General features: G+C 40.0%; 24 protein-coding genes. 22 read left to right on the top strand and 2 right to left on the bottom strand.

Annotated features, from left to right (window positions below; genetic code table 11):
• Positions 1-91 precede the first annotated feature (91 nt).
• The 9 genes from G610_RS0113500 to G610_RS0113460 all read left to right on the top strand — a co-directional run bounded on the left by G610_RS0113500 (position 92) and on the right by G610_RS0113460 (position 7,510).
• Entirely contained in the window at positions 92-1,003 is a 912-nt protein-coding gene (locus tag G610_RS0113500; RefSeq protein WP_026525223.1) for an ABC transporter ATP-binding protein, read from the top strand.
• A 2-nt stretch (positions 1,004-1,005) separates the two neighbouring features.
• Complete coding sequence (locus G610_RS0113495) at positions 1,006-1,926, top strand: ABC transporter permease (RefSeq protein ID WP_035797585.1); 921 nt, start codon at positions 1,006-1,008, stop codon at positions 1,924-1,926.
• A gap of 12 nt (positions 1,927-1,938) precedes the next feature.
• Positions 1,939-2,373: a LytTR family DNA-binding domain-containing protein gene (locus G610_RS0113490; protein ID WP_026525221.1), complete on the top strand. Its 435-nt coding sequence runs from the start codon at positions 1,939-1,941 to the stop codon at positions 2,371-2,373.
• A 1-nt stretch (position 2,374) separates the two neighbouring features.
• Positions 2,375-2,812 (top strand): DUF3021 family protein, encoded by a 438-nt coding sequence (locus G610_RS0113485; protein WP_026525220.1) that lies wholly within the window; start codon positions 2,375-2,377, stop codon positions 2,810-2,812.
• 21 nt (positions 2,813-2,833) lie between these two features.
• The gene (locus G610_RS23120) at positions 2,834-3,004 is read left to right on the top strand and encodes a hypothetical protein (protein ID WP_155831034.1); all 171 of its coding nucleotides are present in this window, start codon (positions 2,834-2,836) and stop codon (positions 3,002-3,004) included.
• A 181-nt stretch (positions 3,005-3,185) separates the two neighbouring features.
• Positions 3,186-3,590, top strand: a complete 405-nt coding sequence (locus G610_RS0113475) for a helix-turn-helix domain-containing protein (protein WP_026495573.1) — start codon at positions 3,186-3,188, stop codon at positions 3,588-3,590.
• 3 nt (positions 3,591-3,593) lie between these two features.
• The gene (locus G610_RS0113470) at positions 3,594-4,781 is read left to right on the top strand and encodes a hypothetical protein (protein ID WP_026525219.1); all 1,188 of its coding nucleotides are present in this window, start codon (positions 3,594-3,596) and stop codon (positions 4,779-4,781) included.
• A 610-nt stretch (positions 4,782-5,391) separates the two neighbouring features.
• Positions 5,392-5,658 carry a ClpX C4-type zinc finger protein gene (locus tag G610_RS23810; RefSeq protein ID WP_330368135.1) on the top strand — a complete coding sequence of 89 codons (267 nt, stop codon included), beginning with the start codon at positions 5,392-5,394 and terminating at the stop codon, positions 5,656-5,658.
• Between the two features lie 487 nt (positions 5,659-6,145).
• The gene (locus G610_RS0113460; protein WP_026525217.1) at positions 6,146-7,510 is read left to right on the top strand and encodes a leucine-rich repeat protein; all 1,365 of its coding nucleotides are present in this window, start codon (positions 6,146-6,148) and stop codon (positions 7,508-7,510) included.
• 135 nt (positions 7,511-7,645) lie between these two features.
• Here the strand turns inward: G610_RS0113460 and G610_RS0113450 are convergent, their stop codons facing one another.
• Entirely contained in the window at positions 7,646-8,518 is an 873-nt protein-coding gene (locus G610_RS0113450; protein ID WP_026525216.1) for an aldose 1-epimerase family protein, read from the bottom strand.
• A gap of 245 nt (positions 8,519-8,763) precedes the next feature.
• Between G610_RS0113450 and G610_RS0113445 the strand changes: the two genes are divergently transcribed.
• The 6 genes from G610_RS0113445 (at position 8,764) to G610_RS0113420 (ending at position 13,987) form a co-directional block, all read left to right on the top strand.
• On the top strand, positions 8,764-9,024 hold the full coding sequence (locus tag G610_RS0113445) for a hypothetical protein (protein ID WP_026525215.1): 261 nt from the start codon (positions 8,764-8,766) through the stop codon (positions 9,022-9,024).
• Between the two features lie 6 nt (positions 9,025-9,030).
• On the top strand, positions 9,031-9,576 hold the full coding sequence (locus G610_RS0113440; protein ID WP_026525214.1) for a prolyl-tRNA synthetase associated domain-containing protein: 546 nt from the start codon (positions 9,031-9,033) through the stop codon (positions 9,574-9,576).
• Positions 9,577-9,713: 137 nt separating this feature from the next.
• Positions 9,714-10,271, top strand: a complete 558-nt coding sequence (locus G610_RS0113435) for a hypothetical protein (protein WP_026525213.1) — start codon at positions 9,714-9,716, stop codon at positions 10,269-10,271.
• On the top strand, positions 10,271-10,954 hold the full coding sequence (locus tag G610_RS0113430) for a response regulator transcription factor (protein ID WP_026525212.1): 684 nt from the start codon (positions 10,271-10,273) through the stop codon (positions 10,952-10,954). The genes G610_RS0113435 and G610_RS0113430 overlap by 1 nt, the downstream gene beginning before the upstream one ends.
• Positions 10,951-12,195 carry a sensor histidine kinase gene (locus tag G610_RS0113425; protein WP_026525211.1) on the top strand — a complete coding sequence of 415 codons (1,245 nt, stop codon included), beginning with the start codon at positions 10,951-10,953 and terminating at the stop codon, positions 12,193-12,195. Before G610_RS0113430 ends, G610_RS0113425 begins: the two co-directional genes overlap by 4 nt.
• 535 nt (positions 12,196-12,730) lie before the next feature.
• Positions 12,731-13,987: a redoxin domain-containing protein gene (locus G610_RS0113420; protein ID WP_330368134.1), complete on the top strand. Its 1,257-nt coding sequence runs from the start codon at positions 12,731-12,733 to the stop codon at positions 13,985-13,987.
• A 115-nt stretch (positions 13,988-14,102) separates the two neighbouring features.
• On the opposite strand, the gene G610_RS0113415 is transcribed toward G610_RS0113420, so the two are convergent.
• Complete coding sequence (locus tag G610_RS0113415) at positions 14,103-15,155, bottom strand: LacI family DNA-binding transcriptional regulator (protein ID WP_026495561.1); 1,053 nt, start codon at positions 15,153-15,155, stop codon at positions 14,103-14,105.
• A 187-nt stretch (positions 15,156-15,342) separates the two neighbouring features.
• On the opposite strand from G610_RS0113415, the gene G610_RS0113410 reads away from it, so the two are divergent.
• The 7 genes from G610_RS0113410 to G610_RS20935 form a co-directional block, all read left to right on the top strand.
• Positions 15,343-16,263 carry an ABC transporter permease gene (locus G610_RS0113410; RefSeq protein ID WP_026495560.1) on the top strand — a complete coding sequence of 307 codons (921 nt, stop codon included), beginning with the start codon at positions 15,343-15,345 and terminating at the stop codon, positions 16,261-16,263.
• Between the two features lie 12 nt (positions 16,264-16,275).
• Positions 16,276-17,190, top strand: coding sequence for a carbohydrate ABC transporter permease (locus tag G610_RS0113405; protein ID WP_035793099.1), 915 nt, complete (start codon positions 16,276-16,278; stop codon positions 17,188-17,190).
• Positions 17,191-17,247: 57 nt separating this feature from the next.
• Positions 17,248-18,909 carry an ABC transporter substrate-binding protein gene (locus tag G610_RS0113400; protein ID WP_026525208.1) on the top strand — a complete coding sequence of 554 codons (1,662 nt, stop codon included), beginning with the start codon at positions 17,248-17,250 and terminating at the stop codon, positions 18,907-18,909.
• A gap of 72 nt (positions 18,910-18,981) precedes the next feature.
• Positions 18,982-20,382: a glycoside hydrolase family 32 protein gene (locus tag G610_RS0113395; protein ID WP_026525207.1), complete on the top strand. Its 1,401-nt coding sequence runs from the start codon at positions 18,982-18,984 to the stop codon at positions 20,380-20,382.
• 68 nt (positions 20,383-20,450) lie between these two features.
• Positions 20,451-21,926: a glycoside hydrolase family 32 protein gene (locus G610_RS0113390; protein WP_035793105.1), complete on the top strand. Its 1,476-nt coding sequence runs from the start codon at positions 20,451-20,453 to the stop codon at positions 21,924-21,926.
• A 63-nt stretch (positions 21,927-21,989) separates the two neighbouring features.
• On the top strand, positions 21,990-22,964 hold the full coding sequence (locus G610_RS0113385) for a carbohydrate kinase family protein (RefSeq protein ID WP_026525206.1): 975 nt from the start codon (positions 21,990-21,992) through the stop codon (positions 22,962-22,964).
• A 298-nt stretch (positions 22,965-23,262) separates the two neighbouring features.
• Positions 23,263-23,505: hypothetical protein (locus G610_RS20935; RefSeq protein ID WP_035797584.1), on the top strand; the 243-nt coding region annotated here is incomplete at its 3' end.

Below are 23,505 nucleotides of genomic sequence, written 5' to 3'. Positions count from 1 at the left end.
TTCGTAAGAAAGAACTACAGTAGCAACAAACACTTTTTGGAAGAAAAAGGATACCTGATTAGGATAATAAATCAGAGGAAAGAGGTACAGTATGAACAAAGCAATTGAAGTAAGAAATCTGCAGAAAAGTTACGGTGATCTTACTGCCGTAAACAATATTTCATTTTCTGTAAATCAGGGTGAGTTATTTGCTTTTCTGGGTGAAAACGGTGCAGGTAAATCAACGACAATAAACATGCTTAGCACAATCCTTCCCAAAACATCGGGAGAAGCCTTCGTGATGGGGCATGAGCTCGGAAAAAATGATGATGAAATAAGAAAAGAGATTGGAATCGTTTTTCAGAATTCCGTTTTGGACAGCAAGCTTACAGTAAAACAGAATCTGCTCACAAGAGGCGCATATTACGGATACAGTAAGGATGAAATAATGAATAGGCTAAGGGACTTCTGGGAGGAGTTTAACTTGGAAGAAATCTGGAATCAAAAGTACGAGAAGCTTTCAGGAGGACAGAGAAGGCGAATAGATATTGCAAGAGCACTGATACATAAGCCGGGAATCCTGTTTTTGGATGAGCCCACCACAGGTCTTGACCCGATGTCACGAAAAATGGTTTGGGATTATATAAATCATCTGCGGGAAAAAGAAAAACTCACGATTTTCCTTACAACGCATTATATGGAGGAAACAACAGGAGCTGGCAACGTAGTGATCATGGACAAAGGAAACATTATAGCGGAAGGAACTCCGGCAGAATTAAGGAGCAGATACACCGCTAAAAAGCTGATCTGGTACACCCAGGCAAACGATGATAACAGAAAAATAATTGAAAATGCCGATGTATTGCAGTACAGGTATGAGGCCGACCATTACAGCATTTCAATGGACGAAGGCATAACTGATTTTGTCTGGAAAAACAAAGATCGCATTAAGGATTTCGAGATAATTAAGGGCACAATGGACGACGTATTTTTAAGACTGACAGGAAAGGAAATGGTGAGCTGAAAATGAAAAAGTTAAGAGGTATATGGGGACTTATTAAGAGAAATATGTTGGTATTTTTTACAAACAAAGGATCGATCTTTTTTTCAATGCTGACACCGCTGATAATACTTGCTTTGTATATTCTTTTCCTAAAGAATACATTGGTTTCGCCTATTGAAAAAGCAGTATCAGAGCTTGGAGAACTTGTATCAAAAGATGATATCGACAGGTTTGTAAACGGGCTTCTTCTTACAGGAATCATGAGTACGGCACTTCTTACTATACCTTACAATGCACTTGAAGTAATGGTAAAAGACAGAGAAGATAAGACTTTCTTTGATATGAGTGCCACACCTGTAAAGAGATCGGAAATAATCATGTCCTACTTTTTTGCAGCTGTAATGACTTCGTTTTTGCAGGTAGTAACTGTGATGTTTTTGGGAATAGGTGTACTTACTGTAAATGGGGGTATGTATTTTGAATCGGCGGATATTTTTAAACTGATGGGAATAGTCTTGCTTGGCACAATATCATCAACTGCTGTATTAATGTTCTTTATGATGTTCTTTAAAAATATGAGCACCTGCAGTGCTTTTATGGGAATATTGTCAGCTGTATCAGGCTTTGTAGTCGGAGCGTACATCCCGCTTTCAGAGTTTAATGAGAACATTCAGAATGTGTGTAATCTGGTCCCTGCCACAGGAATATCCATACTTATCAGGAATTATCTCACAGGCGGCGTTTTAAAGCACATGGATGAATGTATTGGTGGACTTGATAATGGAGAATTTTTGAGATCAATGAAGGAAATATTCTCTTTTAACTCGAAGGTATTTGGCGGAAATTGGGAGTTGAATAAGACTGTATTTTACATAATAATTATTACAGTTGTTTCTATATTTGCAATCAGATTCATTTATCCAAAAACATACAACAAAAACTAAAGGGGAAAAGTTTTGAAGGTCAGGTTCAATAAGATTATACCGGGAGAGGATGAATACGCAGTAATAAATGCCTGTGAGCGTTCTTCTGCGATAGATACCGCAATAGGTCTTCTCGAAAATGGAGAGCAGATAATAGTCGGATACAGGGATGGCGAAAGCATTCCCTGTCCGATTTCTAAGATATACTATATTGAAACCGTTGATGATAAATGTTTTGCATATACAAAGGACAACTGTCTTGAGATACGATCGAGACTTTATGAGATAGAAAAGAACCTCGATTTCAGATTTTTCAGATGTTCAAAATCCATGCTTTGCAATATCAGGAAAATAAAAAGTGTAAAAGCGGAGAGCAACGCAAGAATGCAGGCTGTCCTTTTAAACGGAGAAATTGTCATAATCACCAGAAGTTATGTAAAAGAGATGAAGAAAAGGTTGGGACTGTGATATGAATAGAATAAAAATAATAATCGAACAGACCATGATGGTGAGTTTTATGGTGCTCTGTTATGTAAGCATTTATGGCCTTTTGGCTATGAAAAAATATGATTACACCTTCGATTGGTATATTCCGGGATCAATTGTGCTGGCAAGTTTTATGTGCAGCGTTGTAACTGTTTTCTTTTTGTATGATTTTGATGAGAAAAATGAACAGTCCAAAGTAAGAGGTTGGGTTAGCTTGATCCTGCACTTTGTGCTGTTATATTTTGTTATAATGGGATTTGGATACCTGTGTCACTGGTACAGAGGAACATCAGGTTTCATCGTAACTTCTGTGATCTATGTCATAATATATGCTGGTGCATGGGCAGGAACCACGCTGATATTCAGGCATGATTCGAAAATAATAAGTGAAGCACTTGATAAAATCAGGGATGAAGAATAAAAAGATTGTATAAGGGGAATCATGAACAGATCAGAATTGTTTGCAAGTATACTAATGGAAAAGAACGACGAAAAGCTGCATAAACTTATAGAGGATATGTCAGAACGTGATGCCAAATATATGCTTCTTACACTTACAAGAACTGTTCAGAAGCATGCACCGGCAGGGATGCTTGAGACTTTGTCATTATAGATGCACTAGTGGAAAGATGACGCTTGCCAGTGGAAGGAACTAATATATGGAATAAAGACCTGCGGCTTGACAATAGTACCCTAATTGGGTACTATTTTTATATAGATATCCAATATGGTTACTAGTATAATAATACTATCCAATATGGATACAAGTTTAAACGAACTGATGAGGCAATAATATGGCTGTAACAATAAAAGAATTAAGAGAAAATACCGGTCTTACACAAAAGGCTTTTGCTGCTAAGTTTGGCATTCCTGTGAGTACACTGAGAAAATGGGAACAGGGTGAATCCAGACCTGCTCCATATATCATGAATATGATATCAATGCTCTTACCAATGCCGGAAAAGTATTCAGAAATCATTCAGACAGCAAGTGGCGATAGATATTTCTATGATAAGAGTGCTAACAGTATTAGCGATTCTCTTGGTAACACGATACAAATAGGAGTTTCTCTCGAAGGGGTCAAGAGAGAGAATCTCCGCTTGTATGTTAAAGACATGTTTGATTCTTTTTATGATGTACGTGGGAGATTCGAGCAGGATTGCGAATATGACAAGAACGAAGATATTATATGGAGTTAATAAGTGAAAAAAATTGGTAACGAATACTATCTTATGCACAAAAACATACCGGTATGTCTGATGGAGATTTCTGAGGATGGCAAACTTGGGAATTATAAGAAAAATGAAGCACAAATAGATCATTTTCCATTGGGCGGCAGGCTGAATGACATGCGATTCCATGAATGGTGGAAAGACCGTGCTATTCCCAAGACCAGAAATGGTGCTAAATCTGCGCTTCAAAAGCTGGGATATGAATCTACTAATAGTGCATTAGTGGATAATCTTGCGCTCAGCCTGTCAGATTGTTACTGGATAAAGCCACGTGGTGAAGATCTGTCGTGGGAAGAGGTAAACCTGTTCACAAATGACTTTGTGGATACCTTTGGAGAACTAACGATAAACAAGGATCATGTTATAGATCTTCGCAGGAAAACACGGTTCAAATGTGCAGCGTCTCAAGGAGAATTACAAAAGAAATGGTGCATTGATGATGCCGGACGCAGATATATGGTCAAAGGAAACTATGGTAGTTCTTATCAGCAGAGTTTAAATGAGATTTTTGCAACTGACCTTCATCGCAAGCAAGGCTTTAGCAATTATACAGAATATATTCTTTCTACCGTTGATGTGGAGGGAGGGATAGAAGGTATCGGATGCATGTCTTATGATTTTTGCAGCGAAAATCTGGAGTGCATAAGCGCCTGGGAGCTACTGCAAACAATAAAAATCAAGCAGAATGAATCCCTATACTATCCACTCAAAAAGGTATGTATAAGTATTGGAATCAGTGATGAAGAGTTCACCCGGTTTATGGACTATGAGATTATGACAGATTATCTTATATCCAATACGGACAGGCACATGAACAATATTTCAGTCGTTCGTAACCCGGACACCTTGGAATTCATGGGATTTGCCCCGATTTACGATTCCGGAAATTCCATGTTTTACAATATTCCATATACTGAGCTTGAGCATGTAAAGTTGTCTTCAATAAAAACGCACTCCTTTATAGCAATGGAAAGCAAATTACTGTCATATGTTCAGGACAGGCAGGCTGTTGATTTGGAGAAAGCCTGCATGAATTTTGATATATATGAAAAAGATATGTTTGAACGGCAAATAAGAATACCTCAGCTAAAAAGACTATATGAGCAGAAACTCATGAAACTGGAGGCTTTCCAAAGGGGCAAAGACATATGGAAATGATGAGAATATTAAGATTTTTAAAGTTTTTACCGGTCATCGTATACAGCTATGTATGGTACTACTGTCAGAGCAGGATATCATATGAGGTATCCTCTTACCCGGATTGGTTCACATCGGTGATTCTTTTATCGCTCATACTATCTGTCATAGTAGTCATTTGGCATGGGTGTTTATCTTTTGTGAAGTTGAAGTCGTCTCCAGTATATTGATAGTGAGCATAGATGTATACGAAAATTTGCAAAAAGAGGAGAAATTAAAAGCAAACACGTATATAAGTCTGCTCCATTCCATAAAAGTTTTAGAAGATGATGCATGGACAAATAGAAATCTTGACCCTTTGAGATTGCTTAAAAATGGAGATAAAACTGTTATGTGTGCTTTTTGTAACTCTCTCTTTACAAAAGTGTTCCTAAAATATTTATAACGCGCCATTTTGCACAACATATATAAGAAAAGCTCTTACGTCAAATTTATATACCTATTTCTCCCGTAACTTCTCCGCTCGGTATATAAATTGAAAATGATAATTTGACTTATATACTTTTTCGATAAGCATTTCCTGTAACACTCACCCCTGGTACTTATAAAGCACAGAAAAAAGTATATAAAAGTGCATCATATTTCTATCCTTATATACCTGCCTCGCTCAGTCGCTTACAAAAAGATATATAATTTCTATGTATATTTCTATCTTATATACCTGTCTCCAAGTATTCGTTTTTACAACAACACAAATGTAAAATGGGATTTTTGTAATAAGCTCCAGGATCAAGCCAAGAAAGTGATTGCTGGTCCGAGGGGAGTTTTTATATGTGATGAGTGTGTTGAGATTTGCAATGAGATATTAGCGGAAGAACTTGGTTCTGAAAGCCAATAAAAGGATGTTTTTATAGAGCATCTATTGTACTCCGATGGGAATAATGGATGCTTTCTATTAACTTACACATTTTCTGATAAAGCTCTGCTTAATAGTTTCTTTATGTTTTTTTACATATTTTAGAGATAATTCTATATAATAAAGATATGGTTGCATTAAATTTCAAGATGAGGAAAAGCATTGTATCTGACACAAAACAATCTTAAAACTAACTTGATAGTAAATCAGAATGAGAATATGATGCCCTCGGCTCGGCTCGGCTCGGCTCGGCTCGGCTCGGCTCGGCTTGGCTCGGCTCGACTAACTGCGCCTTTTTTGCGTTTTGCTCCCGCAAGGCGTTTGAAACTGCATATTACCTTTATGATGGATAAATGTCGGATTTGACAGAGTTACTATGCGCTGTCAGATTCGGCTTTTTTGTGTTGTGCAGCATGGTTCAGCGGCGGCCATAACAGCCGTAAAAAAAGTATAAAGGAGAGAATAGCTTATGAAAATTAAGAAACGTTTTTTAGGATTCCTGCTCAGCCTTGTGATGGTGTTGGGCTTGATGCTGGGGATGAGCCTGACGGTGTATGCGGATGGCACAACATATAATCCGGCTTCAACGTATACCGGCTTTGGGAATTTGAATACAAACGATACCGAGGTGACCATTAGTGAGGTGCCCGGGAAAACGTGGTATGTAATAGCCAACGATAGTTCAACGGTCACACTGCTGTCAAAACAAAGCTTTGCGAACCAAGCATTTAACAGTGACAGATCAAAAGGGAATAATTATGAAACATCCGATATCAAAAAATATGTGGATGGATTGACTGGAGAGGGGCAGCCGCTCGAAAAAATCAGCAGTGTGATATCCGATTTGACCCTGATTGATATAAAAACGGCAAAAGGATTGTCTGAGACTAAGAGAAAACTAGCAGGCGCTAACTGGTGGCTCTGCTCGCAGAGTAAATTCGATGTATGTGCGTGGTACGTGCACGGCCGGGACGGGACTGTCTGGGAGTCTGGCCAATACGTGAGCGACCCGCTTGGTGTCCGCCCTGCTTTAAAGCTCAATCTGTCATCTGTCATCTTCGAATCTGGAACAAATACATTTTCGTTGAAGCCGTACAGTGTGACTCTTTCCGGCGGTGCGAATGCAACAACAAGCGGTGGGGCAACGAGCCAGACCGGGCTGACAGCCGCTATGACCACAGTGACTTATACGGCGAACACCGGATATTATTTTGCGGAGTTTCCTGATATAACCAACAATGGTATTACTGCCACAAGAACGAGTAGTACAGTTGTAACAGTTTCCGGTACGCCGACTTCGGATGCGACCATCACGGTTCCCGATGCGGTGGAGAAGACGGCGGCCACGGTTACAAAAGAGAATGCTGATGGCAAAACAATAGTGATTACCAATTACAGCAAGACTGATGAACAGATTTCACAATTTGTCTTCAAAAAAGCAAAAGGAACAACAGTAGACCTTACAAATGTAAGCAGTAATAACATCAAAACTGTTGTAGTTCCAGAAACAGTAAATGTAAATGGCAAGACCTACAAAGTTACAAGAATCCGCAAGGGATTCCTTAAAAACTGCATGCAGGCAACAAAAGTAGATATAGGCAAGAATGTCAACACTATCGACAAGAATGCCTTTAATTACGGTAAAAAGGTTAAGACTATAATCATCAGAGGAAAGCTTACTAAGGTTGGAAAGGGCGCTCTTAAGAACACGAAGAAGAACGTGACCATAGAGGTTAAGACCGGAGCCAAGAACTTTGGGAAGAACAAGAAACTTCTTGTAAAGTCCGGACTTCCAAAGAATGCAACAGTTAAGAGAGCAAAGAATAAGAAGTAAGTTTCATCCTCCTGTCATTATTTCGAAGAAATGGCAGGAGGATTTTTATGCTGTTTTGGCTTAGTGACATATTGTGGAAGGGGCAAGATAAATGGATCCTGTTTCTATTAAGGGTAGGCATGATTGTAAAAAGAATCAATAATAGATCGCCTTATATTCAGTAGTAAATGCTTCGCCGGGTTCAAGGTGTTGCTCAAATTCACGCTCGCTGATGTCTCCGGTGAAGCCCTCGGCATCAGCTCTGCCATACCAGGGTTCTAAGCAAATGAAAGGAGCATTTTTGCCGGAGGGTGACCATACTCCAAGGAGAGGAGCATCAAATACAAGCTTTATGAAGAGCTTGCCGGAAGCATCCTTAATTCCTACGCCTTTAGCCTGGCTGTTTTCAAGGATGATGGCACCGTTATCGAAGGTGTGCTCATCTATGGCGATGGCCTTATCCGCAGTAAGAGGAAGCTCGTAGGTGTCCTTGGCTGCAAGAGGATCGTGAAATTTCCTTACTGTGAGGACGTTCTTATCTGTATCAAATACAACAGAGTTGCCCTTTAATGTGCCGTTTTCATCAAGCTCACAATTAAATGCAGGATGAGCGCCAATTGCGTAATGCAGAGTTTCACTTCCTGTATTCGATACCTTCCAGCCAATGGTGATCTCATTTCCAACAAGCTTATAGGTTATCTCAAGGCAGAAATCAAAGGGGTATTTCGCCCTTGTCTCTTCATTTGAAACCAGTCTGTAATGTGCAAAATCAGTAGAGCTTTCCACAAGCTCATGCTCCATATCTCTTGCAAAGCCGTGCTGACCCATGGGAAATTCCTGACCCTTAGCTCTGTATTTACCCTCAGCAACTGAGCCTACAAAAGGGAAAAGAACAGGAGATGTCCTGCCCCAGAATTTTGGATCGCCGTGCCACATGCACTCTTTGCCGTCCTTAATAACGCTCTTAATCTCAGCGCCCTTTGATTCTATAGATACTTCTAAAATCTCGTTTTTTAATACTGTTCTCATGGATTCACCTCATAATTAGTGGGTAATACTTTGTTTTCTCAGATAAAAACAGTTATTGCAATAACCCGACAGAATAATTTCAGTATTCATATTATAGCAGAGCAAAAAAAGATTTCATATAAAAAGAGAAGTAGACCTTGCTATATAAGGATAGGCCATTTTACTGTATAATTATATCCGTATGAAAGTTTTGATGTTCTGCCGGAATCAGTATTTGCGATGCAGCAGAGCATGGGGAGGTAAAAATGCAGGAAAAATCTAAAACTCAGATACGAGTTCTTTTTGTTGCCAGGGGGTGTTTATGGATCATTGCTCTGGTATCTACAGTCTATTGGATATATTATTCCGCACAGCTTCACAGTCAGGGAATTTTTGCGCCTGAAGAATATGCGCCGCTGTTTAGACCTGTTTTTTATACATGTCTTGCAATATCGATTGCTGCAGTGTGCATCAGCTTTGTTCTTCATGCCATTAGTAAAAAGATAAAAGAAAGCATTAAGGAGTAAGGACAGATGGAATTGTTTGATGGAAGACCGGAAAGCCTTGAAGGGCGCTTACCAAGGGAAGTCAGAGTCTACGACCTTTTGGATAAGCTTGGAATAGAGTTTAAAAGAGTGGACCACGAGCCCGCAACCACCATGGAAGCCTGCGAGGAAGTGGACAAGGCCCTTGGAACGCTGATGTGCAAGAACCTTTTTCTATGCAACAGGCAAAAGACCAGGTTTTATCTGCTGCTCATGCCGGGAGATAAGAAGTTCAAGACAAAAGAGCTTTCAAGTCAGATCAATTCAGCAAGGCTCTCTTTTGCAGAAGCCGAGGATATGCTTAAATACCTGGATATCGAACCCGGAGCAGTAAGCGTAATGGGACTTATGAACGATGAAAACCATGAAGTACAGCTCCTTGTTGATGAGGATGTAAGGGAATCTGAGTATCTTGGCTGCCATCCATGTGTATGCACATCAAGTATGAAGATCAAGACTTCTGATATTTTCGAGAAGTTTTTGCCTGCTGTAGGGCACGAACCCCAGACAGTGCACCTTGTGGGAGAGGATTGACATAAAAAAGCTAAATATAAATCTAATTTTAATCTGATTTTAATCTTTCAAAAATCTTATATTAATCTTGGGTCTGTATCATTTCAGATATCAAATGAACAAGCAATTCATAAATATCTGAAAGGAAGGTAATAGTTATGGAAAATTTTGAAAAGGTTGAAAAGCTCAGAGAGAAGACAGGCGTATCCTACGAGGAGGCCAAAAAGGTTCTTGAACAGACCAATTACGATATGCTGGATGCAATCATCGAATTGGAAAAGCAGGGCAAGGTTATAGAGCCTAAGGAAGGCAGCTATACCACCGGAGCAAACCAGGATATGGAATATATTAAGAAGTTTGAGCTGGCTCAGAGACAGTACGAAAAGGACTGCAATAGGAGTAATGTGAAGGAAGGCTTCAGAAATATCGCGGAGTTCTTCAGACTGATATTCCGAAAGAGTCTTGATATTTACTTTAATATAAACAGGAATGGCAAGAAAATTGCCAGCGTTCCGGTTCTTGTATTGGCACTTCTTGTACTTGGATTCTTCTGGGTAACAGTTCCGCTTATCATTATCGGACTTTTCTTTGGAGTATCTTACAACTTTACAGGTGCTGACAAGGTGGTTGCAGATATGAACAATGTTTGTGATAAAGCAGCTCAGACCGCTGAGACAATCAAAAATGAATTCAAAAAGGATGATGAACAAAACTAATGAGTAAAATATTGATCGTAGAAGATGAAACACAGCTTGCACGTTTTGTGGAACTTGAACTTATTCATGAGGGGAATACCGTGGATAAGGCTGAAGATGGAAGAGTCGGTCTTGATATGGCTCTTTCAATCAACTATGATCTGATTCTATTAGACGTCATGCTGCCGGGCATCAATGGCTTTGAGGTTCTTAGAAGAATAAGAGCAAAAAAGGAAACGCCTGTAATTCTTTTGACTGCAAGAGATGCGGTCATGGATAAGGTGTCGGGTCTTGATGCCGGAGCAGATGACTATATCACCAAACCCTTTGCTATTGAGGAGCTGCTCGCACGTATAAGAGTAGCTCTGAAAAGAAAAGCCGGTGCAGTTACCGCCTCCAGGCAGCTTACGATCAATAACGTAACGATGGATTTGGACAGACACGAAGTACTTGCAGCCGGTAATTTGGTGGAGCTTACACACTATGAGTTTGAACTCCTTAGAATCCTTATGGAAAACTGCAACATAGTCCTTGATAGAGAGCGCCTGATAAGCGAAATATGGGGCTATGATTTCGATGGTGAGACTAATGTGGTAGATGTTTATGTAAGACATCTGCGCACCAAAATAGATGACAAATATGGCATCAAGCTTATCCAGACTGTCAGAGGTGTCGGATATGTAATAAAAGAAGGCCAGCTATGAATAATGCAAAAAATCGTGCTACATCAATTGCAAGAGGTATAAATACAGCTTTCTGGTTTAATAAACTGAAAGCTTTTTTTACATTGGATTTATTGATACTTATGGTTTCCTTTGGGCTGTTCTGCTATAAAAGCTATCTGTCTGTTCCGGAGGACGAGGTTATCAGGAGATTTTTAATAAGCGGTGATAAGATAAGCAATGTTGTCCTCAACTATTATACGGACAGCTCCCAGTATAGCTTTCCGATGGGGGATTATGTTTTATTTATTGGGATAATTCTTGCCGCTGTAATCGCCTACCAGCTTCTTAATCTTCTTGCATCCTTTACCCATACTTCAAGGATTAGAAGGAGACTCCGCCCTTTAAATGAGCTGGCACTTAAGGCCGAGGCCATAAGTGAGGTGCCCCTTGATACTACTAAATTCGAAGAGCTTGAGGAAGCTATTTTGAAGGTTCCTGCCGATAGTAACGGAGCAAGGATATCTACGGGAGATGAAGATCTTGCCAGCATAGAAGCTGCGCTTAACAGCCTTTTATACAGAATGCAGCAGGCCAGAATGCAGCAGGCAAGATTTGTTGACGATGCGTCACACGAACTTAGGACGCCTATAGCTGTTATTCAGGGCTATGCCAATATGCTTGACCGCTGGGGAAAGGATGATCCGGCAGTACTTGATGAGTCAATCAAGGCTATCAAGCATGAATCCGAGAACATGAAGGAACTCATTGACCAGCTTCTTTTCCTTGCACGTGGAGATAACGGCCGTCAGAAGCTGTCTATGGTGAGACTTGATCTGACAGAAATAATGCGTGAAGTGTGGGAAGAGTCCTCGATGATCGATCCTGATCACAAGTATGTTATCGAGGATAGTGATGACTGTTTTGTTTTAGGCGATCAGGCCATGATAAAGCAGTCCATAAGGATATTTGTCCAGAATGCCGCAAAGTATTCCGATAAAGGCAGTACTATAAAGCTTACCGTTAAAAATCTGGGAGAAAAAATAGTTTATACAGTTCAGGATGAAGGTATCGGTATGGCAGGTGAAGAGCTGAGCCACATCTTCGAGCGCTTCTACAGATCCGATAAGGCCAGAAATTCCGCAACCGGCGGGTCCGGACTTGGTCTTTCCATTGCAAAATGGATCGTAGATGCACATAAGGGAACTGTTGAAGTCCTGTCACGTCAGGAAATAGGCACAAGAATAACGGTGTCTTTTGATCCGGAGGTAGTTTCGATATAATATAACTTATATATAAGGAGGCAGGCATCCTCGCGTACATTGGAAAGCAGCCGTGATGGCAGTGAGAATATAGAGTCATACGGCAGAAGCTGACATAATTTCACATAGTGGATAGAAAATTCTATCACTTATTAAGCGAGCTAAATAGCAAAAATCGGCAGGAAGCACCTGCTGATTTTTTTTCCCTGAAATAGCTGTCCTTTTAATTAGTCAATCTGAGTACATTGACAATTTCGGGAAAAAGAAATAATATCATAATAGGTTGCGCACAATACAATCGATTACAAAGAAAGGCAAGTTATGAAATTTAAATCGTTTAAAGCTGTTGATATGACTGTGGGTGCTCCATGGAAGGTCGGTCAATCATTAGCTGCTTTTTAGTTTTTTACAGTTGCTGTTTTGAATTACGTGGGTATCGTGAAAAACAATATTTATCCACGTAAGAAAATCAGGAAATGGCGAAGTGGATTACGGGGATGAAAAAAGAAAAACAATATTTTCCCCGTAATAAAACAGTGAGATAGGGGTTTCTGATATGAATATTTCATTTTTAACAGTTTTTTTACAAGGTATATTGAGCTTTTTCTCACCATGCGTGTTACCGCTTTTACCTGCGTATATGGGTTATCTTTCCGGCGGGGCGCTAAAGGAAGAAAATGATGGTACAAAACATTATGACAGAGCCAGGGTCATGGTGAATACCATATTTTTTGTGATTGGCATAAGCTTTGCCTTTTTCCTTCTGGGAATGGGGCTTAGCGTTCTTGGAAGGTTTTTTAGTGGTAATCAGATACTCTTTGTGAGAATCGGAGGCATTATTATCATAATGTTCGGATTATATCAACTGGGAGTATTTGGTAGCAGCAGGCTATTAAGCCGGGATGTGCGGATTCCTATAGATTTTGGAAAGCTCACAATGTCTCCTATAACAGCGCTTTTTATGGGTTTTGTTATAAGTTTTGCCTGGAGCCCCTGCATAGGACCTGTGCTGTCATCAGTGCTGATCATGGCGGCTTCCGCAGATTCAGCATCCGTAGGATTTTTGCTGATTGGAATATATACCATAGGCTACGTTATCCCGTTTTTACTGATGGGACTGTTTACCACAACACTTTTAGAGTTTTTTGGAAAGCACAGGAGTGTTGTAAAGTATACAGTTAAAATCGGAGCTGTGCTCATGATACTTATGGGAATCCTTATGTTTACAGGAAGACTTAACAGTATCTCAAATTATCTCTCACAGTTCACTGGAACACAGATTAGTGCTGAGAATTCAAAAGAGGCTGACGAGCAGGATGTGGCTGCAACAGAAGTTAGTGAGGAGAACCGGGCAACTGAAACTTCTGAGAAAGAGCGTATTTTAGCTCCTGATTTTACCCTGGTGGATCAGTATGGCGAAACGCACTCTTTGTCAGATTATAGAGGAAAGATTGTCTTCCTCAACTTTTGGGCTACCTGGTGCCCTCCTTGCAGGGCAGAGATGCCTTACATACAGGAGCTATATGAAAAGTACTCTCAGCCGGATTCTGATGTGGCGATATTAGGTGTTGCATTTCCGAACATGGGAGATGAGACCAGCATAGAAGGGATCAGCAACTTCCTTGATGAAAACGGTTACACCTATCCTGTACTTATGGATGAGGGGGCATCGCTCCAACTTCCTTACTACATAACGGCATACCCAACCACATTTTTAATTAACCCTGAAGGCTATGTTCTTGGATACATTCCTGGCGGCATGACCAAAGAAATAATGGAAGATGTGATAAATAAGGCAAGAGAATTAAAATAAGAACTGTAAAAGATTTGCTTAAGAAGTAAAGAAACTACCGCCGTGTGATATCACATGGCGGTAATTCTTGTGCATGGTGTATAATGTTGGTGTGCGATGTAAGCAGCATTCTATTCTATGAAGTAGAGTCTCGATAGATCAGATCCGTCTCAGTATAGACAGTTCTGAAGTTTAAGTCAGGTTGTTCTATTCTGGTAATAATCAGGTTAGCAGCGGAATATCCGATTACCTGGCTGTGAATATGGCTCGTTGAAAGAGAAGGAGTCATTATCTTTGATTCTGGTGAATCATCAAAACCAAAAAGCTTTATATCTCCCGGACAATCAAGCCCCATTTTTTTCAAACCATATAGTACATCTATTGCAACAAAGTCATTGGCACAGATAAAAAGCTGTGGCAGCTCATTGAGCCTTGAAAGCGCAATAGAGATGTAGTCCTTGTATTCGTCTCCATGAGAATGTACTTCTGTTAAACAGAATTTCTCGTCAATAGTAAGCCCATTGATATACATGGCTTCTCTAAAGGCCATAAATCTTTCATAAAAAGAACGGCAATGAGTAACTTGTCCAATGTATCCAATACTACTGATTCCCCTTTTTTTCATATCATTAATTACTGTGTAGATATTGGAAAAGTTATCCATGAGAATAAGATCTGCATTTAACGGTTTCCAATAGCTTGCCACGGGTGCGTCCACCATAAGAACCGGCAGACCCAGGTCACATAGCATTTCACAGTAGGGGTGATTAAACATCTCGATACACATTATTGCTACAGTCTTTTCTTTTATAAAAGAAATAGGAAGTGTTAGATCCTCGATGTTTTTGGAGTCCACTCTGTGCATGCTAAGGCTGTATCCAAGAAGAGAAATCTCATATTGGAACTTGTCCAGCATGGTTGATGCAAAGTGAGAATTGTTCAAAAGATTTCCTGTAAACAGGGCTATTTCTCCTGATGCTTTAGCCGGCTGAGAAAAAGAAGGAGCCTTTATCTCTGATACCGAGCTTGCGTAGGAAAACTGTTTATATCCCATTTCCAAAGCTTTTTGCAATACTTTGTCTCTGGTTGAATCAGCTAAAACGCCTGTATTATTAATGGCTTTTGAGACGGTATTTCTTGATACGCCCAAAGCATCTGCAATGTCTTGTAATGTTACTCTGGATGCCATCTGTTATTCTGATCTCCATTTCCTTGAATTGTTTTCTTCATTATAAAATGTAAAAACCAGGGTGTCAAATGTAAAAGTAAAGTGTTACAAATGTAAAAATATAGTGTTGACATTCGTTCCTGTTGGTGTTATATTTTACACATGTAAAACACAGATGTGCAAATGTAAAATGTTTTGGGAGAATATTATGAATACAAAGACAAAAAAAGGAGAGCTGCATAATACGCTTGTATATATCAGGCAACACTGGCAGCTTTATGTACTCTTTTTAGGACCTGCGTTGTTTTTGACAATACTTTTTAGATATGTACCTATGGGAGGAATACTGATTGCATTCCAGAAATACAATCCGTTCAAAGGATTGCTGGGAAGCGAATGGGTCGGTCTTAAATACTTCAAACAGTTTTTATCATCACCTGACTTTCTCCAATATCTTGCTAATACATTAAAGTTAAGTATTTTCGGACTGTTATGGGGGTTCCCGGTACCGATCATTCTGGCCTTTTTGTTAAACAGAGTGGGAAGCAGCAAATTAAAACAGAATATACAGCTTGTTTTGTACATGCCTAATTTCATTTCAGTCATAGTACTTTGCGGTATGGTAAGAATTCTTTTATCAGTTACCGGACCACTGAATATGATGATGGGAACAAACATCAACTTCCTGACAATTCCTGCAGCGTTCAGACCGATCTACATTATCAGCGGAATATGGCAGGGAGCAGGATGGGCTTCAATTATGTATACTGCGGCATTATCCAATGCAAGCCAGGAGCTTAAGGAAGCTGCACAGATAGATGGTGCCAACATTTTCCAGCAGATCAAGGCTGTAGAGTGGCCTGCAATCAAAGATATGGTAGTTATCCAGTTTATCCTGCAGGCAGGAAACATCATGAGCATTGGATTTGAGAAAGCTTATGCACTTCAGTCAGATATGAACCTCGCGTCTTCTGAGATCATAGCAACCTATGTGTACAAAAAGGGTCTTATTAACGGAGACTACAGCTACTCAACGGCTGTTGGACTATTTAATACAGTAATCAATGTAATTTTGCTGGTCCTTGTAAATAAGATAGTTGAGAAGATGAACGACGGACAGGGATTATAAGGAGGCGTTCAGATGGAAAAAACGATAGTTAAGAAAAAAAGCAGGTTTGCAAAATATGGATTTGGAGATAAATGCTTTCTGATATTCGGTTATGCCCTGCTTGCAGCATTTGTCTTTGCGATAATCTTGCCGATGGTATATATCGTTGTGGCGTCTTTCATGGATCCCATCACTCTTCAGAATAAGGGAATCGTGCTGGATTTTGAAAAGTGGACGCTCACTGCTTATGAGAGAGTTATGACGAATTCGCAGATATGGGTAGGTTTTAAAAATGCAATTATCTACTCAGTGTTGTTCAGCGTAATTTCTGTTTTCATAACACTACTTTGTGCATATCCCATGTCCAGGGATGATTTTAAAGGAAAAAAACTGTTTAACACAATTTTTATAATAACCATGTTTTTTGGTGGCGGACTTATTCCTACATATCTTCTTATAAATAACATTGGTCTTCTGGACACTATGTGGGCAGTAATCCTTCCGGGAGCCTTCAGTGTGTGGAACATGATAATTGCAAGAACTTACTATAAAGGAATTCCGAACGAGCTCAGAGAAGCGGCAGATGTTGATGGTGCTAATGAGCTGGTATTCTTCTTCAGAATTCTTCTTCCGGTATGTACACCACTTATTGCAGTATTAGTTCTTTGGCAGTTTGTAGGTATGTGGAACAGCTACTTTGATGCGATGATCTATCTCAATTCTTCATCAAAGCAGCCACTTCAGCTGGTGCTCAGAGCAATCCTGATCCAGAATGAGCCTGATCCGGGAATGATCGCGGATATGCAGAGTACAGCACAAAGAGCGCAGCTTGCTGAGCTTTTGAAATATGCAACTATCATAATTTCGAGCCTTCCGCTGTTAGTCATGTACCCGTTCTTCCAGAAGTACTTTGACTCAGGAATTATGGTGGGCTCTGTAAAAGGCTAAGAGCAGAACTTCGTTGTTAATAACCCAAAGGGTTCAAATAAAAAAGGAGAGGGAAAAATGAAAAAGGAAATGAAAAGAATTTTTGCCACAGTTATGACAGCAACTATGGTTGCCGGAATGATGGCAGGATGTGGCAGTAGCGATGGAGCCGGAAAAAGTGATGCGGCTAAAGTGACAGCTGAAGACATCAGCTTCCCACTTGCTGATAAGGTTACAATTACCGGTATGATCAGCTATCCTTCAGGAACAGAAGAGAATCAGAACAACAAGACAATCTTCAAGAGACTTGAGGAAGAGACAAATGTACATGTAGATTGGACTGCAATCTCAAATGATCAGTGGGGAGACAAGATAAGTCTTAACATGGCTAACAAGGATGCACTTACTGATTTCGTATTTAACGCAGGCTTCTCAAACAGCGATCTTATCAGATACGCAGATCAGGGTGTAATCATTCCTGTTGAGGAATATATCGATTCAAACATGCCTAACTTAAAGGCTGTATTTGACAAGTATCCTGAATACCGCGCAATGTGTGAAGATTCAGAGGGACATATCTGGGCACTTCCCTGGATCGAGCAGCTTGGTTCTAACAAGACTGCTATCCAGACTGTAGGTAACAACTTTACTTACATCAACCAGAAGTGGCTTGATTTCCTTGGACTTGAGACACCTACAACAGTTGATGAGTTCGAACAGGTACTCCTTGCATTCAAGGATCATGCTTCTGAGCTTCAGGCAGAATTCGGAATTGACGGTGACATTATTCCTATGTCATGCATCATCAATGACAACGATCCCAGCCTTCTTATCAATGGATTTGGCGAAGGCTATGGTGACAATGATATAGGACAGCACATTGCTGTAACTGATGACAAGAAGGTTATCTTCACTGCTACACAGGATGGCTTCAAGTCAGGTGTAGAATGGCTTCACAAGTTATATGATGAAGGACTTATGGATCCTGAATGCTTTACTCAGGACTGGTCTACATATGTTGCTAAGGGAAAATCCCACAGATACGGCGTTTGCTTTACATGGGATGTAGCAAATATCGATAATATCGAGGACTATGTACCCCTTGCTGCACTTGAGGCAGATACAAGAAACGTAACACCTATGAACGGTTCATTCACTTCAGGTTTTGACCGCGGAAGATGCGTAGTAACAGCTAAGTGTGACAATCCTGCATTTGTATGTGCATGGCTTGATCTTATGTATGATCCTTTCCAGTCACCTCAGAACAACTGGGGAACCTATGGTGAAGATGACGAGTTCGATATCTTTGAGCTTTCAACTAATGAGAACGGTGACAAGATGCTTAAGCATGCACCTCTTGGAGATGCTTCACCTGTAGAAGTTAGAGAAGCAGAGGCTGTTGGTGGTCCTCTTGCAATCCTTGATGAGTATTATGGCGTTTATGTAACATGCCCTGATGATGCACAGTATCGTCTTGACTGGATCAAGGAATACTACACAGACGATATGCATTGTGAGTATGTATATCCTAACGTATTCATGTCAGCAGATGACACAGAAAAACTTACAGGAATCCAGACAGACCTTATTTCATATGTAAATTCAAGCAAGTCTGATTTCATTATGAATGGTGTGACTGATGAAGGTTGGAATGAGTACCTCGATAAGGTTAACGCTTATGGTCTTGATGAGTACCTTTCAATCTATCAGAAATATCTTGATGCATTCTATGCTAATTAAGAGCTTTTAATGTAACTAGACAAATAGGTTTCGCCCCGGTCAGATGATCTGGCTGGGGCATTTTAAAAGAGTATGAATTATAAAAAAGTAATTGGAACAGCTCTGACCATATCACTTTTTCTTTGTCAGGGATGTGGAAACGCTAGGGAACAAACGGAAAGCGGAGAGAAGATAGACAGCCTTTTCCCCAATATCGAAGAGACCTGGGTTGGAGATGTGATGGCACAGGCTGACGAAGATGGAATACATCTCAATTACCTGTATGATACGGATCATAACGGTACAGGATATCATCCAATCTACAGGTTTGACACAAAAGACTTCTGTAGCTATACAGACGTCGGAGAGATCATTCCGTTTGGAGAAAACATTGAGGATCCTGATATAGCGGTAGGAACCGGAAGCTTTATTAAGGCAGAAAATGGTAAATACCATGCGTTTTATACAGGACACAATGACTATACGGAAACTTTTGATAATAATCAGGACAGAGAGTGCCTGATGCACGCAGTAAGCAAAAATAATAAATCCTACAAAAAGCTACCAAAAGATACGATTCATGCTCCTGAAGGATATAGCACAAATGATTTCAGGGATCCTCAAGTTATCCGGATGGATGAATATGACGAATATTGGATGCTGGTTGGCGGAAAAAGAAATGATGATTCAGGAAGCTGTATTCTGAAATATACATCAAAGAATTTATCAGACTGGAAATTTGAAGGTGAATTTTATTACAGTGATGAGCTTTATTTTATGGAGTGCCCGGATCTGTTTGAGATAGATGGCTGGTATTATCTTGTTTTTTCCTGGAATAATGTCACATACTACAGAATGACACAGGACCTCGAAGGAGAATGGATAAAGCCTGAAATTGATACATTTGATGGCAACGGTTTTTACGCTGCAAAAACTGTCCTTTATGACGGAACCCGTTATCTAGTGGGATTTCTTGATCATAAAAAGCGTGGCAGCGATATTTTGGAATATACCTGGGCAGGTTCAGTCATGCCGTACAAACTGGTGAAAAAAGATGACAACACACTGGGAGTAACGATGCCTGACCAGTTCACGGACTATTTTGAAAACGGAGCAGACAAAAAAGAACAGGGCATGAAGGTTACTTCTACGGAAAACCTGGGAATACTTCCGCGAAAAATGCTGCTTAAGGGCAAGGTAACCTTCAATAATACAAACGGAAAAGCAGGTTTTTCCTTTGGAGATTATAAAGTAATTATTGATCCTGATCAGCAGGAGATTATCTATGATGCATTTGAGAATTCTCAGAAGTGCAGGCTGGAAGCCGGAAAGACGTATGATATAAAGCTGGTCGTGGAGAATGAAATAGTTGTGCTCTATGTTAATGATGAAAAAGCTCTCAGTAACCGGATTTATTCTGCTGTAGATAACGAATGGCAGATTTATATTGAAGGAGATGCTGAGTTTTCGGATATAGATATGTTTGTTTTTTGAAGAGGAGCCATCATGACGAAGTCATGATTTAGTATGGTTGCTTCATATTAAATTAGATCGGAGTAATTATGAGTGATAAGTTAAGCAAAGCCAGAGAATATGAGGAAAAAAGGGAGAAGCTTATAAAAAAGGAGCTAAAGCCGATTTTTCATCTGGTACCCAGAGTGGGCTGGATGAATGATCCAAACGGCTTTTCATATTATGGTGGTAAGTTCCATATGTTCTACCAGTACTATCCCTATGATACAGTTTGGGGACCGATGCATTGGGGACATGCAGTAAGTACAGACCTTCTGCACTGGGAGAATCTTCCCGCAGCCATAGCACCGGATGAAAAATATGATGATTTTGGGTGTTTTTCAGGTAGTGCTATTGAACTTTCAGATGGCAAGCAGCTTCTTATGTATACAGGAGTTATAAGGGAAGAAGACGAAGATGGTATTTTTCATGATGTTCAGACTCAGTGTATAGCGGTTGGTGATGGAAAAGATTACGTAAAGTATGAGAATAATCCTGTACTTGATGAATCATCTCTTCCGGAAGGCGCCAGCAGAAATGATTTCCGTGATCCAAAGATATGGAGAGATAAGGATGGCTTTAAGGCTGTAATTGCAAGTAAGACTATGGATGCAGATGGTCAGCTGCTTCTTTTTAGCAGTAAGGATGGATTTGACTGGAAATACGAAAGGCTTCTTGCAAAGAACAACCATCGTTTCGGACGTATGTGGGAATGCCCGGACTTCTTTGAATTAGATGGAAAACAGGTATTGCTTACAAGTCCTCAGGATATGCTTCCTGAAGAATTGGAATTTCATAATGGTAACGGAACACTTTGCCAGATAGGTTATATGGATGAAAGTGGCATGTTTAAAGACGAGTATTCTCAGGCTGTTGACTATGGCATAGATTTTTATGCACCACAGACTCTTCTTTTGGAAGATGGCAGACGTGTGATGATCGGCTGGATGCAGAACTGGGATACCACCGGATTTAAACGTGATGATTTCCCGTGGTTTGGACAGATGAGTATGCCAAGAGAAATCTCCATTGTTAATGGAAAGCTGATCCAAAAGCCGCTTAAAGAGATTGAAAAGCTATATTCATCCACTATTGAGAGAAAGAATGTACGTATATCAGGTGACTGCACTCTTTCCGGCATAAGTGGAAGAACAATAGATATGACTCTGGATATAAAGAGAACAGAGAATCTGTACAGAAAGATTGAGATAAGGCTTGCAGATAATGGCAGGTTCCATTCTTCTGTTTTCTTTGATCCGGTTGAATCTGTTTTAAAAATTGACCGCAAATATTCGGGTAGCAGAAGAGCTATCGTTCATCAGAGAAGATGTCAGGTCGGTAAGAATGACGGAGCAGTGAAGCTTCGCATAATAATGGATAGATATAGCCTTGAAGTGTTTGTAAATGATGGGGAACAGGTTATGTCAATGAGTATTCTTACGGACTATCACGCTGATGGTATCAGCTTCAATGTAGATGGTGAAGCAGTGGTAGATGTGTGCCTGAATACTTTAGCTGAGGAATAATAGTTTTGACGATATGGCAGGATTAAGAAGTAATCCTGCCAGTTTTATAAGGAGAAATGAGAAATGTATAGTCGATATGATGTGGTTGCACTTGGTGAATTGCTGGTTGATTTTACTGATAATGGGAAAAGTGAACAGGGAAATTCAATCTTTGAAGCAAATCCCGGCGGAGCACCCTGTAATGTGCTGTCCATGTTACAGAAGCTGGGAAATAAAACAGCTTTTATCGGAAAGGTTGGAGAAGATTTCCTGGGAGAAATGCTGGTTTCAAAAGCAGCTGAACAGGGAATTGACATGAGCGCAGTACTGAAGGATAAAAATGTAGGAACAACACTTGCATTCGTACAAAAGCTTCCAAACGGAGACCGCGATTTTGCTTTTTTCAGAAATCCCGGAGCCGATATGATGATCACAGCTGATGAGGTTTTGGAAAGAGCGTCATACATTAAGAAATCTGATATTTTTCACTTTGGTACACTTTCAATGACCAGCACCTGTGGCAGAGCGGCAACTGAGAAGGCCATTGAAATTGCAAAAGAAAGCGGATGTACTGTTTCTTTTGATCCCAATTACAGAGCACCTTTATGGAACAAGGTTGAGGATGCTTTGGAAGCCATCAGATATGGTATGAGCGTCTGTGATATTTTAAAGATTTCCGACAATGAGATTGAACTTGTGACAGGCAAAACAGATATTGATGAAGGCATAGCTGCCATAAAAGATGAGTTTGGAATTAAGCTCATTTTCGCCACCTTAGGTTCGGAAGGAAGCAGAGCATATTATGGGGATACGGTTGTATCTCATGGAGGATTTTTTAATCCTGCAACAATAGAAACAACCGGTGCCGGGGATACATTTTGCGCCAGTGCGCTTCATTTTGTGCACCATTATGGGCTTGATAACCTTAATATGGATAATCTAAGCAAAATACTTGAGTTTTCAAACGCCGCAGCGTCCCTTATAACTACAAGACGCGGCGCGTTGGCCGTAATGCCTTCATATGATGACGTTACCAAGTATATTCTGGAATTTAAATGATATACCTTGAGCTTTTGCAGATAAGGATAAGACTGTTGATGTAGAGGAGCTAAAGGATTGCAGGAAAAGATGTTCCGGTAAGCGGGAAAATTGAGGACTTTTAATGCTTTAAAAGTGCAGTTGTCAGAGTAATTAACTCTGGCAGCTGCACTTATTTTTTGCAAAACATTTTGACAAGCATCATAAATAATTAAATAATTAGGGTAAATATAGATTCGGAGAAATAAAAAAAGGAAAAGCACCAGCCTTCATGTTAAGATTGAGTTTGCGACAAAAATCTAAAAAGGCGGTGCTTTCCATGTACAACAGTATACTACAGTTTATTCAGAATGATATCAAGGAGATTGAGAAAAATGTCAGAAGTCTCCTTGATGGAGAGAAGGATGCAGCAGATCTTTCAAACGATGTTCATGAGCGTGTGTTAAAGCTTGGATGCAGGCTTATCAGTGAGATATATGAGCAGATTGATGAGGAGATATTCAAGAGCCTTGTAAGAAAGAACAAGTATTATGTCGAGCAGAAGGATATGCCCAGATCTCTT

Source organism: Butyrivibrio sp. MB2005 (assembly GCF_000424285.1).
In the GTDB taxonomy this organism is placed as follows: Bacteria; Bacillota; Clostridia; order Lachnospirales; family Lachnospiraceae; genus Butyrivibrio.
The sequence above is the reverse complement of the archived record's forward strand: the minus strand, read 5'-3'. Positions and strand labels throughout refer to the sequence as shown.